Genomic DNA, 23,643 nt, shown 5'->3' with positions numbered 1-23,643 from the left:
CTACTTTTGAATGCGTTATAAGTTGCTACCTTTATATGGCGTACGGCACATTAACAGAACAATAATCACCACGATATAGCCTATCGTAGAGACGATAGATGTTTCAAAACCAAACTGTCCTCCTGTAAGCACCATATTTTTAAAACGTAAAACATATTGAAAGACGTTATAGTCAGTTTCTTTTGTAGTGATATAAACGATTTGAAAGACATTCCAAAAGAAATGCAAGGTGATACTCGCCCAAATGGTGTTAAATCGATACGTTGCTATACCAAACATCATACCAACTAAAGTGCCACTAACTAACAATAAAAAGAAACTTGTCACATTTAGAGCACCATTCAATAAATGAATGACGCCAAAGAACAGTGAAGTAACGATGATTGCTATTCGAATGTTTGTTTTCTTTTCAATATAGCCCATTAAAAGACCTCGACACACCATTTCCTCGACAATAGCACCAGCTGCAGCTTGCATAAAAATAATGTAACTCAAGTCGTGTATCGTCTTACTGATTGAATTAAAATGATGTACCTTAAAATCTCCCGGTATAAAAATAAAATAAATCGCATATATTACGCACGGTAATGCAATCCCTAAAATCAAATAAATCGGATGAAATACAGGTTTTGTCATTCGATATGAAGATAGAGTTTCTTTAAATACATGAGTAATTATCCATCTTACGACGAGAAATGTAAGTAAAATATAAGTGATACTCGATAAAATCGTTCCGATTCCATAAAATGGTATAATTATATCAAATAATAGCGAGATTATTTGAGAAATTCCCATAATGATTATCGCTAAAAGAAACATACCAATAATTTTTATTATTTTCATTGTTATTCTCCAATATAAGTGATGTATATAAATTTATCATAGCATAGAAAAAAGAGTAAGATTGAATTGACAATGAATTCATTTTCCTACTCTCTTAATATTAAAAATCAATTTCTTTTTGCTATTTTAGATATATATGTAGAAGCTTTATTTTTGTCGTAAATCGTTAAACCAGTAATATCTTTTACATTTTTAGATGGTACAAGCAAGCTTACGATATAACCTAAAATAAAAGCAACTAAAAATGAAATAATTGATACGTAAAATGGTGAGTTTCCTCCACCTATTCCATGAAGTAAATAAGCGATAATTACTCCTGCAAATAGTCCGACAATGACACCAAATGTATTTGCACGTCTTGTGAATATCCCAACTGCAAATATTCCAGCTAACGGCACACCAAATAATCCAGTAATAAGTAAGAATAAATCCCATAAATTATTAGAATCTGCTGCAATTAAATACATCGAAATACCATAGCTTAATAAACCTGCTATCACAATAATTAATCGAGCAAATTTCACTTCTGATTTATCATCCTTTTTTCCAAAGAAGCGATGTTTAATATCTTCAGAAGTACATGCTGAAATTGAATTTAAACTTGATGAAATTGTTGATTGTGCTGCAGCGAATATTGCTGCAATAAGTAATCCACCAATAAATGGGGGCATTTCAGTCAAAATAAAATATGGAACAATTGATGATGTATTAAAACCTTTAGGCAATGTTTCTTGATGCTGATAAAATGAATACATCATCGTACCCATGCCATAGAAAATAGGCGCTGAAATTAGTGCTAAGACACCATTTGTCCATAATGATTTTTTGGTTTCTTCCATAGATTCTGATGCTTGATAACGTTGTACTACATCTTGGCTCGCTGTATATTGATGTAAATTATTAAAAATATTTCCCAGGAAAATAATTGGGATCGCCGCTGCTGCTGAGTTAAGTTTCCAATTATCTGCGCTAAGAATTTTTTTATTCGCAATAGCATCATGTACAATTGTGCCAAATCCACCTTTTATTTCAAAAGCACCGATGATAATGATAAGCAATGCTCCACCAAGTAAAATGACACCTTGGATAAAATCACTCCAAACGACTCCTTCGAATCCACCTAAAAATGTATATAAAATACATAAAATACCTACTAAACTTGCTACAATGTATGGATTAATATCAGATACAGCAGTTATTGCTAAAGTTGGTAAATAAATAACGATTGCAATACGTCCTAAGTGAAAAATAATAAATAATAATGATCCAATTAAACGTATACTTGGTCCAAATCGTGCTTCTAAATACTCATAAGCTGAAGTTACATGTAATTTTTTAAAGAATGGAACATAAAAAGCAATTAATATTGGAATGATTGCTACAATTGCAATATTTCCTGCTATATAGGCCCAATCAGTTAAAAAAGCTTTTTCAGGTGTAGACATAAACGTAATTGCACTTAATGTAGTCGCATAAATAGAAAAACCAATTGCCCACGATGGTAAACGTCCGCTTGCTTTAAAGAAACTATCAGTATCTTGGCTTGCACGTTTAGTAAAATAGGCACCTACTAATAACATTGCCACAAGATAGACGATAACTGCTATCCAATTCCATAACCCAAATCCTATATGTTGCATAAGGAACACCCCTTGTTTATATTCTGTCGTTTAAATTGTGTCGTAATTACAAGTTATAAGTTTCAATTAATTGATTTAATTCTTTACGATTTGCTTCATTAAATGGTGAAAATGGACGTTTAGGTACTCCACCATCGATGCCTCGTGTTTTTAATATTTCTTTTAAAGTAGGGTAAATACCCATGCTTAAAACTGTTTCAATAATATTATTAGTATCATGTTGAATTTTATAAGCTTCTTCAACTTTACCTTCACGAGCTAAATCATAAATTTGACGTGCACGACGGCCATTCACATTATATGTAGAACCAATTGCACCATCTACTCCAGAAATAACTGCTTGAACTAACATTTCATCAAATCCAGACAAAATCAACTTATCTGGAAATGCTTTTCTAATTCTTTCAAGTAAGAAGAAATTTGGCGCAGTATATTTTACTCCTACAATTTTTTCATTATCAAACAATTCTTCAAATTGGTTGATACTAATATTTACACCAGTCAAATCCGGAATGGCATAAATTATCATTTTATTTTGCGTTGCTTCAATAATATCGAAGTAATATTGCTTAATCTCTTCAAAAGAAAACGGATAATAGAATGGTGTTACTGCTGATAATGCATCATATCCTAAATTTGTGGCATACTTTCCAAGTTCAATGGCCTCATTTAGATCTAGTGAACCTACTTGAGCAATTAATTTCACATCATTTCCAACCGCTTCTTTTACAACTTTAAAGATTTGTTTCTTTTGTTCTTTACTAATTAAGAAATTTTCTCCAGAACTTCCATTTACATATAAACCGTCTAATTGTTCAACTTCTATTGCATTCTTTGCGATTTGTTTTAATCCTTCTTCTTTAACTTGACCATTTTCATCAAATGGGACAAGTAATGCTGCATATAATCCTTTTAATTGTTCTTCCATTCGAAATCCTCCAATATATGATCTGAATTTTTTATAATTTTATTATTAATTCAACAGCAATATATTCTATTTATATTTCGAATTGTAAACGCTATCATATTTTTATACAATACTATATGAAAAATATTAACAAATAATTCTAAATTTAATGAAAATATTTTTCAAATTAAAACTAGAGGACTAAAAATGATTTATAGTAGTTATAAAGAAAACTAAGGAGGTTTTTTATATGTATAAAATTGCAGTTGATATCGGGGGCACTAATATAAAACTTGCAGTAATTAACAATGAATTAAACATTATTGATTATAAAACCATTGCTACTCCAGACAATATTCACATTTTAATAACGAACGAAATATACTTAATCATTGATGCATTTATAAAAAAATATCAGCTTAAAAATCCTCACATTGGTATCTCAAGTGCTGGCGTTGTAGATTCAACTCGTGGAGAAATTGTTTACACTGGACCAACTATTCAAAATTTTGATGGTACAAATTTTTTAAATGTTTTCAAGGAATTGTCCTCAAATATAACTGTTTACAACGATGTAGATGCAGCATTACTTGGGGAGCTTTCTTTGCATAATTATGAAGAAAATAACATCTTTTGTCTTACTTTAGGAACAGGAATTGGCGGTGCATTTTATAATAAATCTATTGGAATCTATCAAGGTGCACGTCATCGAGCAAATGAAATTGGTTATTTGCTTTATCGTTCTTCCGATGACAAAACATTTGAACAAAGAGCTTCAACTTCAGCGCTAAAAGATTTAATGCTATTACATCACTTTAAGTATGACACTAACGTACCAAAATTATTTGAATTAGCTGAAGAAAATGACACTGTAGCAATCAATATTTTAGAAGAGTGGAGCCATTCAGTAGCTGAAGGTATCGCTCAATTACAAATTATCTATGATCCTGAACTTATCTTGATTGGTGGAGGTATCTCTTCTCAAAAAGATACACTATTAAAATATATTAAGCCTAAAATTCATTATTACCTTCCGCCTCATTATGGAATAGCACGTCTTCAGACGACTCGAAGCGGTAATAATGCAGCTTTGTACGGTGCAATACAATAGTAGTTATAAACATGGAGGACTACGCATTCTAGTCCTCTTATTTATTTGCTCCCATGGTTTAGCACAACTTGACGTGTTTGTTGATAGAGTTTATGCATGTAAGGATCTCCAAGAAGAATGTAACTCACAAGATCTAATAAAAAGTGAGTTGCAATTTGTGAATTAATAAATCTTGTATCATTATTATTGGACTGCGCAGACGTAATCAGCACTAAATCTGCATTTTTAGTAATTGTGCTTCCTTCAAAATTAGTAATTACAACAACATAAGCGCCTTGATTTCGTGCTATTTTAGCCGCATCGATAAGCTCACTTGTTTCCCCACTATTTGAAATTGCTACAAACATATCATTCGATGATAATAATGACGCAGAAATCTTCATTTGATGAGCATCTGTGGATACTAAACCTTTTATCCCCATACGCATGGCACGATAATAAAATTCACTTGCTGTTAAACCTGAACTCCCTAAACCTGCGAAATTCACCTGTCTACATGTTTTTAAATTATGTGCTAAGCGTTTAATTTTTTCCTCAGAAATAAACTCTCCAGTTTGTTGAATGATATTTTGATGATAACGATGTATAAGTTGTACTAATGGTGCATTTTCTACAGATTTCTCTGATTTTTCATGTTGCAAACTAAACTTCATATCTTGAAAATTATCGTAATTTAATTTGTTACTGAAACGCGTTATTGTAGCTGGCGATGTTTCAATTGCATAAGCCAATGAATTAATTGTTGAGAAACTATCATCAAGTGGATGCTTTTGTATATATTCTATAATTCGTTTATCTGTTTTTGTTAATAAATGACGACAACGCTGAACTCTATTTTCAAATTTCATTTTACAATCATCCTCTTTACTCAATTAAATAACTTATGTCTAATTTATTATAAATGAAAATATTTTTCAATTTATAATTTTAAATTGATAATAATTTTCTTAATGTTATGATATGAGTAAATCAATTCAACAGTATTGTATAAATAACCACAAACTCGATATATTCTATTTATAAATATAAATGTTACGGAGTGAATGATATGTTACCACAAGGATTAATCGTTTCTTGTCAAGCTTTACCTGAAGAACCTTTACATTCTTCGTTCATTATGTCAAAAATGGCTTTAGCTGCTTATCAAGGCGGTGCAGTAGGTATACGTGCTAACTCTATAGAAGATATTGTAGCTATTCGCAAGGAGATCAATTTACCAGTTATCGGAATTGTTAAACGAGATTACACTAACTCAAGTGTGTTTATAACTGCAACTTCAAAAGAGGTAAATGAACTCATTGAAAGCGGTTGTGAAGTCATTGCTTTAGATGCTACTAAACAAAAACGTCCAAAAGAACCTCTTGAAGAACTTGTGAAATATATTAGAGAAAAAGCGCCTGATATTGAAATTATGGCTGATATCTCAACGATTGAAGAAGCTATTTATGCAGATCAATTAGGTTTTGACTATATTGGAACCACTCTAAGAGGGTATACATCTTATACAAAGGGTCATATATTATATGAAAATGATTTTGAATTTTTAAAAGAAGTACTTAATCAAGTAAACACAAAAGTCATTGCAGAGGGTAATGTCATCACACCTGACATGTATAAAAAAGTGAACGAACTTGGTGTTCATTGTACAGTAGTTGGTGGTGCGATTACACGACCTAAACAAATTACCGAACGATTTGTTGAAGCAGTAAAAAATCATTCATAAACATATGGAGGCGTTTAGATGATGAAATTGATCAATTTAAAAAACAAATCTATCGCAAGTGATTATGTGGCAGTTGAGTTGTTAAAGTTAGTACAAAGTACGCCGACAGCTACTCTTGGATTAGCGACAGGTAATACGATGACAGAGATCTATCCACGATTATCTGAATTATTAACGGCAAATCGTGTGAATTTAAATGATATTAAAACATTTAACTTAGATGAGTATGTGGGTCTTAATTCATCACACCCTCAAAGCTACTACACATATATGCATGAGCTGTTATTTAATCATAACGAATGGAATGAAAATCATATCTACATTCCAAGAGGAGACGCACCTGATCTTGAAGACGAAGCACATGCTTATGAACAGCGTCTATCCTCTATAGGAGAACCCGATATTCAATTATTAGGTATTGGAGAAAATGGTCATATCGGTTTCAACGAACCAGGTACATCTTTTGATAGTCAAACACGAGTTGTAGATTTAACTGATTCTACGATTAAAGCAAATAGTATTCATTTTGATACGATTGATGATGTTCCAAAACAAGCCATTTCTATGGGATTACAATCTATTATGCGCGCAAAACGTATCATTTTATTAGCTTTTGGAGAACGTAAACAAGAAGCTATTGATCGTTTAGTGAATGGTTCAAAAACTGAAACATTACCTGCCTCTATTTTACAAACGCATCCGAATGTAGATATTATCATTGATGATGTCATATTTAATTATTTAAACCACTAAAAAGGACAGAACGTTCGAGTTCTGTCCCTTTTAATATGTTAACTTTACTTCCTATGGATGTTTAAATAATTTTAAAAGCAATGAAATAATAATACAAACTATCGCAATAATTGCGAAAGTAATTAAGAAAATTAAATCCGTTTGAGTGAATTTCACACTGATATCTGACCAACTTTTAAAAGAACTATTATAAAGCGCATTGACCACCACAACTGCTAATAAAGCAATGACCGATAACCATCCTAAAGTAGTAAAGAAATTTTTTGCACTTGGAAATCTCAAATCATTTTGCATTATCTATCCCTCCTTTACTTCAACTTCATATATTATGTAGATTTACTATGTATATACACTAAACTTCATATATATAAACCTAAAAAGATAAAGAGATACTAAATTATTCATTTTTCACTATACGGGGAGTCTTAAAAATGATGAATGGTACCTGATTTAATTGTTGTATCCACTTGTATATGGTCGTCAACAATTACGATATCTGCATCTTTTCCTATGCTTAAGCTTCCTTTTTGCTTATCTATATTAAGCGCAATGGCTTGATTTAAACTTGCCACTCGCCATAAGTGGTCTAAACTATCATGCGTAAATTGAATTAAATTATGCAGTCCTTCATTCATTTTTAAAATACTGCCTGCAAGTGCGCCATTTTCTAAACGTGCTTCTTTCCCTTTAACAATCACATTTTGTCCACCTAAATCATACTCACCATCTTTCATACCTTTGGCACGCATGGCATCTGTAATTAAATACATGTGAGTATATCCTTTTTGCTTATATGCAATATCTACAGCAGCAGGATGTGAATGAATACCATCACCAATAATTTCAGTGTTTAAACTTTGATTGGTCCAAGCGGCACCAAATACACCTGGATTACGATGCTCAAAAGGTGTTGCAGCGTTGTAAAGATGCGTTACATGTTTCGCACCTCGTTCTACCGCTTCATTTGCTTCTTCAAATGTGGCGACAGTATGTCCCATTGAAAAAATAATCTCATCACGCAATTCATTTAACGTGTCATGAGCGCCTTCGACTTCTGGCGCAAAAGTAATGATTTTAATTAATCCTTTCGCTACCTCTTGAAAATGTCGAATTTTATCAACAGTGGGACGTTGTACATATTTAGGATTTTGAGCACCCACTTTATGTTCAGAAATAAATGGTCCTTCTAAATGTACACCACTGATTTCAGCTGCTTCACCTAACGTTTGATTTTCATAACATGCGACAATATTTTTTAATGCTTTTTCAATATTCTCATCAGATTGCGTCATCGTTGTTGCTAAAAATGTTGTTGTCCCTTCAGACAATAATTGTTTAGCTAAATGATTTAAGCCGTCATACGATGCATCCATCGCATCTTCTCCATAGCCACCATGAATATGAATATCGATAAAACCTGGTAACACATGCTTTCCTGCTACATCTATTTGATTTAAATGACCTTTATAATCACCTTTTTGAATATCACTAATTTTGCCATTTTCTACGACAAGATACCCTTTTTCAATAACTTGTGCTTCCGTATAAATTCTTCCATTTGTAATGACATATTGAGACATGATACCCCTTCTTTTCTATAAAATTTCTTATCATTTCAAAGATATTATATCATTTCATATTGTCATCATTAGGCAATTTCTTCTTTTGGAAAAAATTTTCAAATTTAATGTTAACTTTCTTTAAAGTAATTTATAAACGATTAAAATGAATTTTGAAAATACTCATAATTATATGTATAATCAAAACAACTAATTTATAAAGGGATGACTTAATTGATTCATGAATGACAAACGTAAAAGAAATAACAGACTGGTTTATATCATTTCAGTGTCTATTATTATTATTATCACTGCAATTGCTGGTATATTTCCTAAGACATTTGGTACACACGCTCAAACGATGTACGATTTTATTTCAAATACTTTTGGTTGGCTTTTCTTACTTATTATATTTATTTTAGATATTTTTCTAATTTCTTTAGCTACTTCTAGATATGGTCGGTTCAAATTAGGAGACGATAATGAAGAACCTGAATTTTCTTTCATGTCATGGATTGGCATGTTATTTTCTGCTGGCTTAGGTGTTGGTATTGTCTTTTGGGGAGTTGCAGAACCACTGACACACTATCTTCATTCTCCTTTCCCAGGAAAAGTGCCAGATCAATCACCAGAATCTGCACGTCTTGCTATGGGTTATACCTTTTTTCATTGGGGAATCTCACAATGGTCTATTTTTGCAATGGCTGGGCTTATCGTCGCATACTTTCAATTCCGTAAAAAACGAAATGGTTTAATTTCTACTGCTATGGAACCTGTCTTCGGTGAAGCCTATAAACGTCCTTTTCGAAATATCATTGATATCTTAGCAATTATTGCTACCGTAATGGGGATAGCAACATCAATTGGACTGGGTATTATGCAAATTAGTGGTGGGTTAAATCATGTCTTCCAGGTACCAAATAACAATATCACTAAAATTTCGATTACAGTATTAATGATGATTATTTTCATTGGATCTGGTATTACAGGTCTAGGACGAGGCGTAAAATGGCTGAGTAACCTTAATATTATATTAGGCGCTTTATTACTTGTTTTCATGCTTATCTTCGGGGATTTAAAATTTATCTTTGAATCTTACACACTTGCTATCGGAGACTACATAAGACACTTTGTCGAATATAGTTTACGTATTGATCCGTATACAAATAACAATGCTTGGATTCAACAATGGACTGTCTTCTATTGGGCATGGGTTATTTCTTGGTCACCATTTATTGGAGGTTTCGTTGCACGTGTATCACGCGGTCGCACCATTCGAGAATTTATTATGTGTGTGCTTATAGTACCTCCACTCATTTCATTCGTTTGGATTTGTGGCTTCGGTGGTATGGCTGTCAAATTTGCTATGGGTGGCGATAAAATTGCTAGTCTTGTAGATAAAGATTATACGGTTGCTTTATTTGAATTATTATCAAAATTTCCATTATCTGATATTACAAGCGGTCTTGCCATTTTGTTAATCTTTTTATTCATTGTCACAAGTGCTGACTCAACAACGCATATTGTTGCTGGAATGGCAACAGGAGGTAGTGAGAATCCAAAAATAAAACATAAAGTCATTTGGGGTTTATTAATTGGTGCGATTTCAGTCGCAATGACCATTGCAGGTGGACTCACAAGTCTACAAACAGCCTCTGTTGTAACTGGCTTACCATTTTCAATTATTTTACTTTTGATGACTATTTCAATTATGCGTGCCTTACGACGAGAACATACAAAACATTTCCAAATGTCATATGTTAAGGATGATAAAGATTACTCTATTCCACTCGAAAAACGCGAAAAGGATAGTAAAACTCTAAATAATGATCATTCGGAAAAATCATAAACATAAATTTATATGTATTTAATTGACTCATTACTATGTAGTATGAAACTCTAATAACAAAAATAAAAACGTTCTCCCTATTTTTTAGTGAGAACGTTTCTTTTATCTATATATCATTACCCATCTATTTCAAATCCCATATCTTCAATCATTTGGTAATCAAGTTCATTAGGCTGTCCGCCTGTCACTAAGTAATCGCCTACAAAGATAGAGTTAGCCGCTTGAAGTGCAGTTGCTTGAAGTGAACGTAAATTGACTTCACGACCACCCGCAATTCGAATTTCTTTTGTGGGATTAATCAGTCTAAACAGAGCTAAGATACGTAAACACTTTGTTGGAGATAATAAGTCTAACCCACCAAACTTGGTACCTTTAATCGGATGTAAGAAATTTACTGGAATACTGTCTGCATCAATCTCTTTCAACGCAAATGCCATATCGATAATATCTTCATCTGTTTCTCCCATTCCACAAATCACGCCAGAACAAGGTGAAATGTGATGTGCTTTCATCACTTCAACTGTATTCACACGGTCTTCATATGTATGTGTTGTCACAACTTCCTCGTGATAACGTTCACTTGTATTTAAATTATGATTATACCGATCGACACCAGCTTCTTTTAACTGTGTTGCTTGTTCATCATCAACCAAACCTAAACACGCACAAATTTTAAGTTGTGGATGAATAGCTTTAATATCTTCTACCGTATCACAAATATGATTTACTTCTTTATTCGAAGGACCACGTCCACTCATTACAATACAATACGTCCCAATTTTATGGTCTGTCGCGACTTGTGCCCCTGCTTTAATTTGTTCTTGATTTACCAAAGCATAACGCTGTTTTTCTTTCATTTTGACAGATTGCCCACAGTAACCACAATCTTCTGGACAAATGCCACTTTTCGCGTTGAGAATCATATTAAGTTTTACTTTTTTACCATAGTAATGCTTTCTTACTATATAGGCTTCATTTAATAATTCAAACGTATCAATCGTCTCGTCTTGAAATAGACTTAGACACTCTTCTTTAGTTAACGCTTCTCCATTCAATACACGTTCTGCTAGATTTAATGTCATGATGTTTGTCACTCCTATCTTTTAAAATACACTAATAAAACTCATAATTGTAAACTTTATATAATTATAAGTTTACATTATTCCTTGATTAAATCAAAGGATGTTTTAAAATGAAATGGTCTATGAATATAACCTCAGACAACCCGAAGTGTAACTTGTAACCATTAGATATTTGAATAACTCATAAAAAAACTTGAGCCTACATATGTAAAATACATATATTAGGCTCAAGCGATTTAATATAACTATTTATTTTGTAATACGTGTACCAATTTTACCTTCTAACGCATCATCTAAACCTGATAAAGAAGTAATCAACACACTACCTTTGGGATTCTTTTCAATAAATTGAAGAGCTGCTTCTACTTTTGGCAACATACTGCCTTTCGCAAATTGATTATCGGCAATATATCCTTTCATATCATCGACTGTGACGTCACCTAGTCCTTTTTGATTGTCTTTTCCGTAATTAATATAAACATAATCAACGGCTGTTAAAATAATTAATTGATCCGATTGTAAATGCGCTGCAAGTAATGCACTTGTCTTATCTTTATCAATGACTGCATCGACACCTTGATAACGACCACTTTGTTCCTTAACAACTGGGATACCGCCACCACCAGCTGCAATCACAAGCGTGCCATGTTTAATGAGTGTTTCAATACTATCAAGTTCAACAATATTAATGGGTTGAGGAGAAGGCACAACGCGACGATATCCACGTCCTGCATCCTCCATAAATGCATATTCTTTTTCTTGTTTCATTTTATCTGCTTTTTCTTTTGTATAAAATAAGCCAATAGGTTTCGTTGGATGTTGAAACGCTGGATCATCGTTTGCTACTTCGACTTGTGTCACAAGTGTCACGACTTCTTTATTAATCCCTAGTGCATGTAATTCATTAAGTAAGCTTTCTTGCATCTGATAACCTATATACGCCTGACTCATTGCGCCACATTCAGGGAATGGGAAAGGCGGGCCTTGTTCATGTTCCGCTGCATAATTTAACCCTAAATTAATACTTCCCACTTGTGGTCCATTCCCATGACTAATGACCACTTCATATCCTTTGTTGATTAAACCGACTAATGATTGAGCTGTTCCTTTTACAAGCTCTAATTGTTCTTTCGGTGATTCTCCTAAAGCATTACCACCTAATGCGACCACGATTTTAGACATCCATAGGTCCCCCTTTTTCTCTATTCGCCTAAAGTTGCCACCATTACTGCTTTAATCGTATGTGCTCTGTTTTCGGCTTCTTGAAAGACAACAGAACGATCACTTTCGAAAACCTCATCTGTGACTTCCATTTCATTCAAACCATATTTTTCTTTAATTTGTTTACCAATTTCTGTTTCTGTATTATGGAAAGCAGGTAAACAGTGTTCAAAAATGGTATGTGGATTGCCTGTTTTTTCTATTAATTCTTTTGTTACACGATAAGGTTCTAATAATTTAATACGTTCTTCCCAAATATCATCGGGCTCACCCATCGACACCCACACATCTGTAGCAATCACATCCGATCCTTTCACCCCTTGGTCAATATTGTCAGTCACTAAAATAGTACCGCCATTTTTATCAGCCAATGACTGGCATGTTTCTAGTAACTCATCTTTAGGTCTTAACTCTTTCGGACACACAAGATGAAAAGTCATCCCCATAATCGCTGCGCCTTGCATCAATGCATTTGCCATATTATTACGTCCATCACCAATATATGTGAAATGAATGTCTTCATAAGGTTTTTTTAATACTTCTTTTGCAGTTAAAAAATCAGCAAGCACTTGTGTTGGATGATCTTCATTCGTTAAACCATTCCAAACCGGCACACCCGCATATTCTGCAATTTCTTCAATAGTACGTTGAGAAAATCCGCGATATTCGATACCGTCATACATACCACCTAAAACACGAGCCGTATCTTTAGCCGTTTCTTTCACTCCCATTTGTGTACCTGTCGGCCCAAGATACGTCACATGAGCACCTTGATCATAAGCGGCTGTTTCAAACGCACAACGTGTGCGTGTAGAATTTTTTTCGAAAATTAAAGCAATAGTTTTACCTTTAAGTTTTTGTTGTTCAATACCAGCATATTTTGCACGTTTTAAATCTTCAGAGAGATTAAGTAAGAATTCCATTTCTTTTTTTGAAAAGTCAAGTAATGTTAAAAAATTTCTATTTCTTAAATTTTGCATCTTGATCCACTCCTTTGTCAGAGATTTAACATTTAAAACCCAATACATATAATGTGTATTGATAGTACAATATGTGTAACTTTTTATTATATTATTACATAAAAAATATAAGATAGAAATTCAAAACATATAACAAAAAAACTTCTTTGCCATATTTTGACAAAGAAGTCACTCATATTTATGCTGTTTTAACTTTTCTTTTTGCTTCACGATCTATCATATCTTGTTTTGTAACAATTGGATATTTTTTGAATGCAAGAGAACCAAGGAAGCCTGCTAAACCACCTACAATGGCCATTACAACACCATAGATAATCACTTTCATTGGACTATTAAAGCCAAACATCACTAAGAATCCTGCAATTGGTGTTGCTGTCCCTGTTGCATCATTGATCATACCAGATAAAGCGATAATTAAACCTGCAGCAGCTCCTCCAAAGAAGTTTGTCACATACACTGGTATCGGATTAGCAGAGACAATATCAGCTTGAGATAACGGTTCAATACTTACTGAAATTGTTGATTTACGATCGCCTAATTTTAAACGATGGAAAAGCGTACCATTCATAAATGCCGAACTAAATGCAGCCATAGCACCAATGGCCATTGGCACGCCAGTTAAACCAAGTAATGCGGTTAAAGCCATTGAACTTAACGGTGCTGTACCTACAACGGTAATAATGCCTCCAAGAATAATCCCCATTATAATTGGATTTGTGTCCGTACTACTTTTAATAATGTCACCAATTTTTAGTAATGTATTATTCACTACTGGCGTTAAACCCGTCGCAATTAAACGTGCAAGTGGTGCAAGAAGAACGATTGAACCAATAAGATCTACACCATCTGGAACATATTTTTCTGTATATTTCATAAGATAACCTACAATATACCCAGCAAAGAACCCTGGAAGTAAGTCTAAACCACCACAAGCAGCTCCAATAACTAATGCATACACAGGTGAAACACCAATAGCTAAGGCCGTTAACCCAGCAGCAGCGACACCACCAAGACCTCCCGCAGCGTCACCTAGTTGTTCTAAAAATTTAATACCAAATACTTCTCCACCTACATATTTGTTAAAAGCTTCTACTAAAAATGTCGCAATAGCTGCGTTGGCTAAAGCTCCCATTGCACGCATACCACTAGGTGCTTTATATGTAAATAACGTAAAAATCACTAAGACTAAAACTAAAAACAACGTACCAATTAATAAATCCATAATCTACTGTCATCCCCTTATATTTAATTTAGATGTGAGGTATGGCTTCAAATCGAACAATATCTCACTACTTACTTTCTTCCTTAGTAGACAGTTTACTAAAAAACGAAATATATTTCACGGAATTTTTTAATTTTTTAAATTAAATTGAAAATTCCGTTTATTTTTTACTTAATTACTTCAAAATATATCTATCTTATACATTATGAAATGATCGACAAAATGATATAAATATACAAATGAAATAATCTGATAAAGTAAATGTAAACAAAATATCAGATTTAATTAACCTAGAATATATGTTATGTTAATGTATATAACAACATATTCACTAGGGGTGCGATTGATTGCTGAGAGAAAGTACTTACTTTCAACCCTTAAACCTGTTGGTTAGTACCATCGTAGGAAAGTGACTTACATATTACTTGACGTCTTTCAGTATTCACTTTTTTGCGTAGAAAATTGAGTTATTGGAGGATTTTTTTATGGAGAAATTAAGAGTTGGTTTAGAATGGTTTTTAAATCCTGATCACATGCCATTAATTTTAGGTATAGAAAAAGGATGGTTTAAGGAACAAAATTTAGAGATTGAGATGATTGAACCTGAAGAACATTTTGATGCTTTAGATGAAATCGAAAAAGGTACAATGGATATCGCAATTACAGAACCTATCCATTTAGTAGAAGATAAAGCATCCAACCAAAATGTTGTAGGCTTCGCAAGATTCTTACATACCAATGGCGGTATAATGTATAAAAAAGATAAAGGTATTAAAACACCAAAAGATTTAATTGGCAAACGTCTCCAGTACCCAGGAGCTCCAGGTCTTGGTGGTATTGCTATTGCAAAAACCATGATTGAAGCTGATGGCGCTCAATATACAGATGGTGATATTATACCAGTAAATAATAGTTTTTATCATACTGATGCATTGTTAAATGATAAAGCAGATGCAGCAACACTTATCTTTGAAAACTTTGAAATTTTAGAAGCAAAAAGTAAAGGATTAAATGTCGATTATTTCGCATTAAAAGATTACAATGTTCCTGACTTTTGCCAATTAATTTTTATCACTACCCCTGATAAGTTACACTCTGAAGAAGAAAAAATCAAAACATTTATTAAAGTTATACAAAAAGCAATTCAATATATTAAAACTAACCTTGAAGAAGCAATTAATATCTATTCTTCATATACGAATACAGACGTAAGTGAAGATTTAAACAAATCCACAATACAAGCCACAGCAAAATGTTTCACTAACGATTTATCAATGAGTTCTGACTTTTACAATGATTTACAATTATGGTTAAAAGAAACAGGTAAAATTAAAAAAACAATCGAACCTAAAGAATATTTCACAAATCAATTACTATTTAGTAGATATGCTAACTAAACTCAAGTTTATATTCAGAGTCTCTACAATTTTTAAATTGTAAGAGACTCTTTTACTTCTAAAATATTGCCATTCTCTTCAATATCTAAATATATTTCTTCATTTTTAGCATTGCCGCTACCTAGAACTGAACTACTTCATTTTTCCTTAATTGAGAAAGAACATGTAAGCTGTAGCACCAGTAACGCCACCAGATATGCCGTCAATAACAGCATCAGTAGCTGTACCTAAAGTACATTTATACCAATTTGTTTTGTCGTCTTACCATCTGATAGTGTTAAGATTTCATTATCATTTATTTTACCAGTAATATTACTATCGGTAATAGATAAATGTAGAACACTTTTATTTTTTTGAGTTAAGTTACTAATACCATCTTGTTTGTCAGCTGCATGAATTTGATCAGCATTAGATACTACTATTGGAGCTACAACAGACTCTGTTACAATAGATACACTTAACAATACTTTTGATAACATATATTGCTTCATACCTAAAATGCTCCTTTTTAATTATTCATAAATTCATATTATCAAAATGTTACATATATTAATTAAAAGATTCTCAAATGTATCAACATAGTTCTCAACTTCTATAGGAGCAAATATTGCTGGACCAATAGGAGCGGGATTAGATTTAGTAGTCGGTACAGGCATATTACTCTTGTCTGAATAGAAATTTTTCAGAGGTAAATCTGCTACTGATATTGTTAAGGATAAATCTAATGAAAAAGTGAGCGTTATAAGAAATTCTAATGTGTGGAAGAGTCTCAAAAATTTAATGTCTGATAACATAATTCTGATAGCATAATAATGTAAAACATTTTGGGACATCTATCAGTTCAATATTTTCATAAAGGTGGCTAAATAAATTGGAAGAATCATTAAATCGTTTAAGAAAACCAGCAATACAAGTAGTAAATATATTCTCATTATTGTTTATATTTTTCTCATATATACAATATCAATTTGATCTTACACTTGAAAGAACACCTAATTATCTAATCATTACTACAGGTTTTGCATTAGTTATTAATTTGCTTGGACTATTCCAATTTTTTGAAAAGAAAATTGATAATCCCATAAATAAAGCGAAGCGATATTTAATAGTAAATATATTAAGTCTCTATGTCTCGTATCTAACTTTTTATAATTTATATTTTTTTGTAGCCGCTGAACATCAATATTATTTGGATAAATATTGGTATATCGGTTTTATAACATTACTTGTTTGTACAACTATGCATATATTAAGTGTATTACTAATGAGATTCTCTCCCAAGTGGTTAAAATATGATAAAAGAATCGTCATTATTATTTTGAAGGCTATTGCTTCGTTGATATATATACAAAAAATTATAGAATATATAACAATTCCAAACATAGCCGATTCCCATTTTGTATTTTTAATATCAATATTGTATATTTTTGCCTGCAATTTTTTAGTAACTATTTATTATTTACTGTATGGTCGCGTGTACACAGAGACAAAAAAGACAAAAACCAAATAAAAAACAATAACAAGAAAGTAATAATGAAAATAAACGTATTGATAAGGTCTCATATAGCAAAATGGAATTTTCTATTCATCCATATTATTGGAAAGAGGCGATGAAAAAAATTCAAGCGTTTTTTATTTCAAATGATATTTATACAATGGTATAAATTTAACAAAAAAGAGCTTTCTCCATGAATTATTTTTTTAATTTTTTTAAAAAGTATAAATGAACATTGTATATCACTACTGCGCTTATTAGCATAATTATTATATAAAGTATCGTACCTAAAATATCATGCTGTTTTATAAAACTTAATTTTTTTAACACTACGGCTACGATAAAGATTATTATACAGTTAAGTTAATTACATGAAAGGTTGTATTAATGGTTACTTTTTTATTGTTCTTCATTAAAAAAACTCCTATTTCTCAAATAAGTGATTAGAATAATAAAGTAAAATCGTTAGTTGTTATTTGATTAATCTTATTTGTATTAGCTATATTAAGAAGAATATTCTCATTTTGTATCTTTATTCTGTTAATAAAATAAACAACAAATGTCCTAAAATAACTAAGATAATAGTCATTAAAATAATACTGATTGTTGATATTATTTTTATTGTTCTTCTACTAAAGTCAGTATTAGTATAAATCGAAAAATAGAACATTACCAAGTATCCAACGAACATGCCATACATAGATAATAAAAAATTCCATTCAATATCCATGTATCCTCCACGCATTAAAGCATACGTTCCTATAATTATAAAAAATAAAATAAGTTGGTATATAAAAGTTATCATTTATCTATTAGCCCCCTACATTTATGTTAACTATAAACAGAGGATTAAACGTTGATTTGATACGTTTTCATTTATTTTCATTCTTTAGTATATTGTATATTTATGCCGTTAGTAAAATAAACAGCAAATATCCTAAAACGACCGCAATTATAACAATTTTATTAACACTGCCCATATTACCCTACTCTATTGAATAAAATGCCTTCTGAAGGGTAAATACAAATGTAAAGAAAATTAAATTAACTTTTAAAATAGATAAAAAAGAGCGTAAATACTCAACCAAAGGAGGACTTCACTATTATGAAATACGTAGTAGTCGGAACATCACATGCAGGCTATGCTGTAATCGAAACATTATTAATATCAGATCCAGAGGCGGAAATCGAAGTATTTGAAAGTGCCGAGGCACCTTCATTCTTATCTTGCGGTATTCAAAGTTATTTAGAAGATGTTGCACCATCATTACAATCCTTACATTATGCAGATGCAGAATCATTAAAAGAACAAGGCGTGAACTTGCATCTTCAAACAACGGTAACGGATTTAAATACCCAAAATAAAACCGTGACTATTAGAAAAGATGGCCACACTTCAAAAGTCTCTTACGATAAATTATTCTTAAGCCCAGGTGCTGTACCAAACGAACTACCAATCAATGGCATCAACGATTACAATAATGTCTTATTTATGCGTGGTGAAGATTGGGCCGGCAAAATCAAAGAACGCATGCAAAATGCGAAGAAAGCCATTGTAGTCGGCGGCGGTTATATCGGTATCGAAGCAGCCGAAGCCTTTACCAAAGCCGGCATCGATACAACACTTATGGATGACCACGATCGTATTATCAACACTTATTTAGATAAAGAATTTACAGATATTCTAGAGAAAAACATTGCCGAACATGGCTTAAAATTTAAAGGAAATGCGAGCGTTAAAGCCTTAAAAGCAGACGATAATAACAATGTTACAGCCGTAGTCACAGATGACGGCGAATACGAAGCAGATACAGTATTATTTGCTGTCGGCGTTAAACCTGCAACAGAATGGTTAGATGGCAAAGTTGAACTTGGCAAAAAAGGCATTATCAAAATCAACGACCGCTTAGAAACATCAGAAAAAGACGTTTATGCAAGTGGCGACGCAACGCTTATTCCATTCGCGCCGATCAATGAAGACCGCTATATTGCACTTGCAACTAACTCTCGTCGTCAAGGTTACGTAGCAGCACGCAATATGGCAGGCAAAGACATGAAGATGCCACGCGTTTCAGGCACATCTGGTCTTTCTTTATTCGATTACAAATTCGGTCAAACAGGCGTACATGAAACAGAAAAAGACAGTTACGACGGCAACTTAGGAGCAAAATATATCGAAGTACCTGTGCGTCCTAAATTCCGTCAAGACGATACAACAGTTCACCTTAAAATCATGTTCGATGAAGATACACATCGCATTCTAGGCGGACAAATTATGAGTACGGAAGACTTAGTAGAATCTATCAACACACTATCGGTTGCAATCAATGCAGGCTGGACATTAGAAGAACTCGCATTAGTCGACTTCTTCTTCCAACCAGACTTTAACCGTCCATGGAACTACTTGAACATCCTAGCACAACGCGCACTAGGCGACGATGTCTTCCCTAAAGACAAACAACTCTTCTAAACCCTTACAGACAAAAAAGGTGCGTCTCTCCTCAAAGAGAGACGCACCTTTTTAATGAGCTTCATACCATTTTAAAGAGACTCCAACCCTTTGAAAGTATATAAAAGAATCGATAAGTCTGCATACCCACTTATCGATTCTTACTTTATTTAGAGATACATTTCTTTAATGTGGTGAGCTTGATTAACCTTCTCTTCTTTTTCCAATTCTTCACGATTTGCTTGATTTCACTAGTATCTTTTTTCATTTTTAAAATTTTAAATACCTTTATTTTGAAATTTAAGGGGTATTTTAAAGATTTAGGGGGGAAATCATACATTTTTTTATAAGCTCTTAAAACGCAAATATGAGTCAAATAACTGTATTTTAAGTACACCAACTAAAATTTGAACAAAACCAGTGAATAATTTTTAGACACTGTCCATTTATATACAAACTTAAAAGTTAGTATGAAAAGTGGTCAACCATGCCGGTTGAGCGCTATCATTCCCACAGAAACAAAAAAGCATAAAAAAACGTAAAAAACCTATAATATCAAAGTTTAAGAGTACTTTTTCATCTTTACTAGCCACTCATAGTTTCAAATCATCAAATTAATAAATAAAAAAAATAGCTGTTAATATTTATTAATTTGGTTTCATTATAAGCAATATTTTCAATAAATGTCTCAACAACAGTCTTAAAATATATATAACATACGAAATGACTTCCTATAAATCACTGATTATATCAAACAAATTAAAAGGCTTAAACATTGATTTAACAGCGTTTAAGTCTTTTTTTCTTTACTACTGTTTATTCCTCCTTTATATACCATTGATCTGACACTTTATTATCTATTTTTATTAGTTAATATTATATAGATTTATTCTGTTAGTAAAATAAACATTAAATAGCCTAAATGACCAAGATAATAGCCATTAGAATAATACTAATGGTTGGTTTTTGATTCTTCTTTTTATTGAATATAGAACTTTTATAGACTGATAATAAAAAAATTCATTTATGTAAATATTATTTTTTGTTAATTTAAATTTAGAGAAGGAGATGAGGAAAATAGATAAAAAGACTTTCAAAAACACTTTTAAAACAACATTAGTTGTAATTTTGATTTTATTGTATTCTTTATTTTCACTAAGCGACAAATATAGTATTATCTTACTTTGTTTATTAGCTATTATTTTAGGTACAATTATTCATTTTTTAGTAGAATTTATTGGTGACTATTTATATAAAAAATAAAAGGTGGACGCAAATTCGTTCTAAAACTTTATGATCACATTCGTGTATAAAATTTTAATCACTCAAAAATCAACTAAGTATTTTATTAGTTAAATGCTTTAGTTTTTATATTTTTATCTTTTAAAAATGTTTCTACTTCTTTTTGTTTTTTTCCATTTACGTCTTTTTTATATTGTTCATTAATTGAATTTATTTCATCAATATCTTTTATAGATAGATTATCTGAATTAGAATTTTTATTTACTTTTTGTATTTGTGTATTCAATTTGTTTAAGTACTGATTAGCAGTTGTTATATAATCTTTAGTTTTAAACACTCCATCTTTATATCCATTTGGTAAATTATTATTTTGAATAAAGTTAGAAAAATTACTATCATTTTTATCATTCATTTCAGTTAATGAATTTAATTTTTTTAACTCATTTTTATTTAAGTTATCTTTATTACTTAAACTTTTAATATTTTCAATTAAAGCATGATTTGTATCTAAATATTTTGAAACACTCTTTTTAATTTCTTTTTTACTGATATTTTCATTAATTTTACTAGATGAAAATACTTGTTTAGGTATTGCTGGTAGTTCACTTTTATTAGAAGTTTGATTTTTTGATTTTTCTGTAGAGTTACCACAAGCAGTTAATGAAAAAAATAAAAGAGAAATCATTATTAACACAAAAAATTTCTTAATATTCATTTAACATTCTCCTTTTTTAAGCTTTTCTTTATTCTCCCCAATCTTTTTCAAGTTGTTTTAAAAATTCTTTTCGATTATATTCTAAATCTTGATCGTACTTTTCACTTTGAACTTCTCTCATATCTCTACTTTTATTTAACCAATTAGGGGTTTTCTCTCGACTTCTCCCATGTGGCTCCTTGCGGTTAGGTTTTCGGTTTTTCCTAGCAGTATCGTCGCTAACCACAAATGTGTCTTGTTCACTCATTCATTCCCATCACGCTTTCTTCGAAAGTTATTACTTAACGTAACTTAAGCATATAAAACATGCAAAGGTTATTTAAGTAATATAGTGGTTTGGAGTACTGGCTTTTCTAGCCACATACATGGTAGTGTCTCCGGCTTGTTGGGGGAACATCTCCAAGCCCCTTAGGATTTTTTCTGACGAAAAAATAGTAACTAATTGCTAGCCACTATTATAAAATTTTATAAATAAATAATAAAAAATGTAAATTAGATGTTTAAATAGAATATGATTTTTTGTTAAGGTTTAAATATAAAAATATTAGGAGGCTAATCAAGAAGATTACAAAATCAATCAAAATATAGCCAATATTATTTATGATAATCTCGAAAGAAATGATAATGGTGAATTACAAATTATTGATAAAGAATATTTAAAGAATGAACTAAGCAATTCTAGTTTAGATGTTACAGTTAATGATGTTGAGAACTATGTGAATCAATATAATAAAACTATGCAAGGAAAAAATGGTAAAAAAGCAAAAGAAAATTTAGTAGCTTTTAAAAAAGAAGTTGAAAAACAACAAAAAAAATAGTACAAGTACGAGTAATAGAGATGCTTGCGATGCTATAACTGTAACTGGTTTTGCTCATACTACAGCTACATCAAGAGCAATGGCAGCATTAGGAGTCAGCGGACCTGTTGGCTGGGGATTTGCAGCAGGAATGGGAGCGTTATATGCTGGAGAATCTATTGCTTGTAATCATGCGTAGGTGAAAAGATGAAAAAATTAATAGATAAATATTTTTTCACTATAAGTCAAGCAACTATCTTATTTATTTTTGCAATTCCAATGACAAACTTAGTGATTAAAAGTCTTTTACTTTATATTTTATTATTTATTATCTTAATTGGAAGTACATTTTTTATTGAACGTGATTTAAGTAAAAAATACTCACTACAGGAAAAAGCAAAAAAAATGTGTTTCACATTGTTACCTATTAATATAGTAGTTGTTCTTATATTCTTTATATTTATACTTTAATATTATAATGAATATATAAGATTAAACTATAGCACATCAAATATTAAAATATTTGATGTGCTATATATTTTGTGGGAGAAAAAATATGAAAAAGAGTAACGTAATTTTAATAATATGTCTTGTTTTTATTTTAGTAGGATGCTCAAAAAGAAAATAATTATTTATGGATACTACAAGTGCCCTTATT

At 31.6% G+C, this 23,643-nt stretch carries 23 protein-coding genes, 1 pseudogene and 1 riboswitch; of the genes and pseudogenes, 10 read left to right on the top strand and 14 right to left on the bottom strand.

Annotation, left to right across the window (positions count from 1 at the left end; translation table 11 throughout):
• Positions 1–15: 15 nt before the first annotated feature.
• The 3 genes from CD034_RS08380 to CD034_RS08370 all read right to left on the bottom strand — a co-directional run bounded on the left by CD034_RS08380 (position 16) and on the right by CD034_RS08370 (position 3,411).
• Entirely contained in the window at positions 16–843 is an 828-nt protein-coding gene (locus CD034_RS08380) for a CPBP family intramembrane glutamic endopeptidase (protein ID WP_002454703.1), read from the bottom strand.
• 107 nt (positions 844–950) lie between these two features.
• Positions 951–2,483, bottom strand: a complete 1,533-nt coding sequence (locus tag CD034_RS08375; protein WP_002454702.1) for a sodium:solute symporter family protein — start codon at positions 2,481–2,483, stop codon at positions 951–953.
• 46 nt (positions 2,484–2,529) lie between these two features.
• Positions 2,530–3,411: an N-acetylneuraminate lyase gene (locus tag CD034_RS08370; RefSeq protein WP_002449422.1), complete on the bottom strand. Its 882-nt coding sequence runs from the start codon at positions 3,409–3,411 to the stop codon at positions 2,530–2,532.
• 229 nt (positions 3,412–3,640) lie between these two features.
• On the opposite strand from CD034_RS08370, the gene CD034_RS08365 reads away from it, so the two are divergent.
• Positions 3,641–4,501: an ROK family protein gene (locus CD034_RS08365; protein WP_002454701.1), complete on the top strand. Its 861-nt coding sequence runs from the start codon at positions 3,641–3,643 to the stop codon at positions 4,499–4,501.
• Positions 4,502–4,542: 41 nt separating this feature from the next.
• Here the strand turns inward: CD034_RS08365 and CD034_RS08360 are convergent, their stop codons facing one another.
• The gene (locus tag CD034_RS08360; protein ID WP_002454700.1) at positions 4,543–5,349 is read right to left on the bottom strand and encodes a MurR/RpiR family transcriptional regulator; all 807 of its coding nucleotides are present in this window, start codon (positions 5,347–5,349) and stop codon (positions 4,543–4,545) included.
• A 200-nt stretch (positions 5,350–5,549) separates the two neighbouring features.
• Here CD034_RS08360 and CD034_RS08355 point away from each other — a divergent pair, with 200 nt between their 5' ends.
• Both CD034_RS08355 and nagB read left to right on the top strand, forming a co-directional pair.
• Positions 5,550–6,224 (top strand): N-acetylmannosamine-6-phosphate 2-epimerase, encoded by a 675-nt coding sequence (locus CD034_RS08355; protein ID WP_002454699.1) that lies wholly within the window; start codon positions 5,550–5,552, stop codon positions 6,222–6,224.
• Positions 6,225–6,245: 21 nt separating this feature from the next.
• On the top strand, positions 6,246–6,977 hold the full coding sequence (nagB, locus tag CD034_RS08350) for a glucosamine-6-phosphate deaminase (RefSeq protein ID WP_002454698.1): 732 nt from the start codon (positions 6,246–6,248) through the stop codon (positions 6,975–6,977).
• A 51-nt stretch (positions 6,978–7,028) separates the two neighbouring features.
• Here nagB and CD034_RS08345 read toward each other — a convergent pair whose 3' ends face one another.
• Both CD034_RS08345 and nagA read right to left on the bottom strand, forming a co-directional pair.
• Positions 7,029–7,271 (bottom strand): hypothetical protein, encoded by a 243-nt coding sequence (locus CD034_RS08345; protein ID WP_002449323.1) that lies wholly within the window; start codon positions 7,269–7,271, stop codon positions 7,029–7,031.
• A 131-nt stretch (positions 7,272–7,402) separates the two neighbouring features.
• Positions 7,403–8,557 carry an N-acetylglucosamine-6-phosphate deacetylase gene (gene nagA, locus CD034_RS08340; RefSeq protein ID WP_002449216.1) on the bottom strand — a complete coding sequence of 385 codons (1,155 nt, stop codon included), beginning with the start codon at positions 8,555–8,557 and terminating at the stop codon, positions 7,403–7,405.
• 220 nt (positions 8,558–8,777) lie between these two features.
• On the opposite strand from nagA, the gene CD034_RS08335 reads away from it, so the two are divergent.
• Positions 8,778–10,385: a BCCT family transporter gene (locus CD034_RS08335; RefSeq protein WP_002449514.1), complete on the top strand. Its 1,608-nt coding sequence runs from the start codon at positions 8,778–8,780 to the stop codon at positions 10,383–10,385.
• Positions 10,386–10,501: 116 nt separating this feature from the next.
• Here the strand turns inward: CD034_RS08335 and bioB are convergent, their stop codons facing one another.
• The 4 genes from bioB to CD034_RS08315 form a co-directional block, all read right to left on the bottom strand.
• A complete protein-coding gene (gene bioB, locus CD034_RS08330; protein WP_103288297.1) occupies positions 10,502–11,467 on the bottom strand; it encodes a biotin synthase BioB in 966 nt (321 codons plus the stop codon).
• Between the two features lie 249 nt (positions 11,468–11,716).
• On the bottom strand, positions 11,717–12,649 hold the full coding sequence (arcC, locus tag CD034_RS08325; protein WP_002454694.1) for a carbamate kinase: 933 nt from the start codon (positions 12,647–12,649) through the stop codon (positions 11,717–11,719).
• A 20-nt stretch (positions 12,650–12,669) separates the two neighbouring features.
• On the bottom strand, positions 12,670–13,668 hold the full coding sequence (gene argF, locus CD034_RS08320) for an ornithine carbamoyltransferase (RefSeq protein ID WP_002454693.1): 999 nt from the start codon (positions 13,666–13,668) through the stop codon (positions 12,670–12,672).
• Between the two features lie 178 nt (positions 13,669–13,846).
• On the bottom strand, positions 13,847–14,848 hold the full coding sequence (locus tag CD034_RS08315) for a PTS sugar transporter subunit IIC (RefSeq protein ID WP_227945085.1): 1,002 nt from the start codon (positions 14,846–14,848) through the stop codon (positions 13,847–13,849).
• On the opposite strand from CD034_RS08315, the pseudogene CD034_RS11480 reads away from it, so the two are divergent.
• Together CD034_RS11480 and CD034_RS08310 are read left to right on the top strand one after the other, a co-directional pair.
• Positions 14,808–14,891: pseudogene (locus CD034_RS11480) on the top strand (hypothetical protein); the annotation flags it as partial. The gene CD034_RS08315 and the pseudogene CD034_RS11480 sit on opposite strands and share 41 nt — an antisense overlap.
• Before the next feature lie 322 nt (positions 14,892–15,213).
• A riboswitch (TPP riboswitch) is annotated at positions 15,214–15,315 on the top strand.
• A 60-nt stretch (positions 15,316–15,375) separates the two neighbouring features.
• The gene (locus CD034_RS08310) at positions 15,376–16,287 is read left to right on the top strand and encodes an ABC transporter substrate-binding protein (protein ID WP_002454691.1); all 912 of its coding nucleotides are present in this window, start codon (positions 15,376–15,378) and stop codon (positions 16,285–16,287) included.
• 227 nt (positions 16,288–16,514) lie between these two features.
• On the opposite strand, the gene CD034_RS08305 is transcribed toward CD034_RS08310, so the two are convergent.
• Entirely contained in the window at positions 16,515–16,778 is a 264-nt protein-coding gene (locus tag CD034_RS08305) for a hypothetical protein (protein WP_002449319.1), read from the bottom strand.
• Between the two features lie 380 nt (positions 16,779–17,158).
• Between CD034_RS08305 and CD034_RS08300 the strand changes: the two genes are divergently transcribed.
• Complete coding sequence (locus CD034_RS08300) at positions 17,159–17,797, top strand: DUF5079 family protein (protein ID WP_087436669.1); 639 nt, start codon at positions 17,159–17,161, stop codon at positions 17,795–17,797.
• Positions 17,798–18,314: 517 nt separating this feature from the next.
• On the opposite strand, the gene CD034_RS08295 is transcribed toward CD034_RS08300, so the two are convergent.
• Positions 18,315–18,587 carry a hypothetical protein gene (locus CD034_RS08295; protein WP_002454688.1) on the bottom strand — a complete coding sequence of 91 codons (273 nt, stop codon included), beginning with the start codon at positions 18,585–18,587 and terminating at the stop codon, positions 18,315–18,317.
• 300 nt (positions 18,588–18,887) lie between these two features.
• On the opposite strand from CD034_RS08295, the gene CD034_RS08290 reads away from it, so the two are divergent.
• Positions 18,888–20,252, top strand: coding sequence for an FAD-dependent oxidoreductase (locus CD034_RS08290; protein ID WP_064207344.1), 1,365 nt, complete (start codon positions 18,888–18,890; stop codon positions 20,250–20,252).
• A 1,327-nt stretch (positions 20,253–21,579) separates the two neighbouring features.
• On the opposite strand, the gene CD034_RS08285 is transcribed toward CD034_RS08290, so the two are convergent.
• Together CD034_RS08285 and CD034_RS08280 are read right to left on the bottom strand one after the other, a co-directional pair.
• Positions 21,580–22,188, bottom strand: coding sequence for an NDxxF motif lipoprotein (locus tag CD034_RS08285; RefSeq protein WP_103288296.1), 609 nt, complete (start codon positions 22,186–22,188; stop codon positions 21,580–21,582).
• 28 nt (positions 22,189–22,216) lie between these two features.
• Complete coding sequence (locus tag CD034_RS08280) at positions 22,217–22,435, bottom strand: mobilization protein (RefSeq protein WP_077699907.1); 219 nt, start codon at positions 22,433–22,435, stop codon at positions 22,217–22,219.
• Positions 22,436–22,983: 548 nt separating this feature from the next.
• Between CD034_RS08280 and CD034_RS08275 the strand changes: the two genes are divergently transcribed.
• Positions 22,984–23,184 (top strand): hypothetical protein, encoded by a 201-nt coding sequence (locus tag CD034_RS08275; RefSeq protein WP_077699910.1) that lies wholly within the window; start codon positions 22,984–22,986, stop codon positions 23,182–23,184.
• Positions 23,185–23,192: 8 nt separating this feature from the next.
• Positions 23,193–23,456, top strand: coding sequence for a hypothetical protein (locus tag CD034_RS08270; protein WP_002454682.1), 264 nt, complete (start codon positions 23,193–23,195; stop codon positions 23,454–23,456).
• Positions 23,457–23,643 lie beyond the last annotated feature (187 nt).

It is taken from the genome of Staphylococcus hominis subsp. hominis, assembly GCF_002901845.1.
GTDB classification, from domain to species: Bacteria; Bacillota; Bacilli; order Staphylococcales; family Staphylococcaceae; genus Staphylococcus; species Staphylococcus hominis.
Note: the sequence above shows the minus strand (reverse complement) of the source record. Positions and strands in the feature narration are given on the sequence as shown.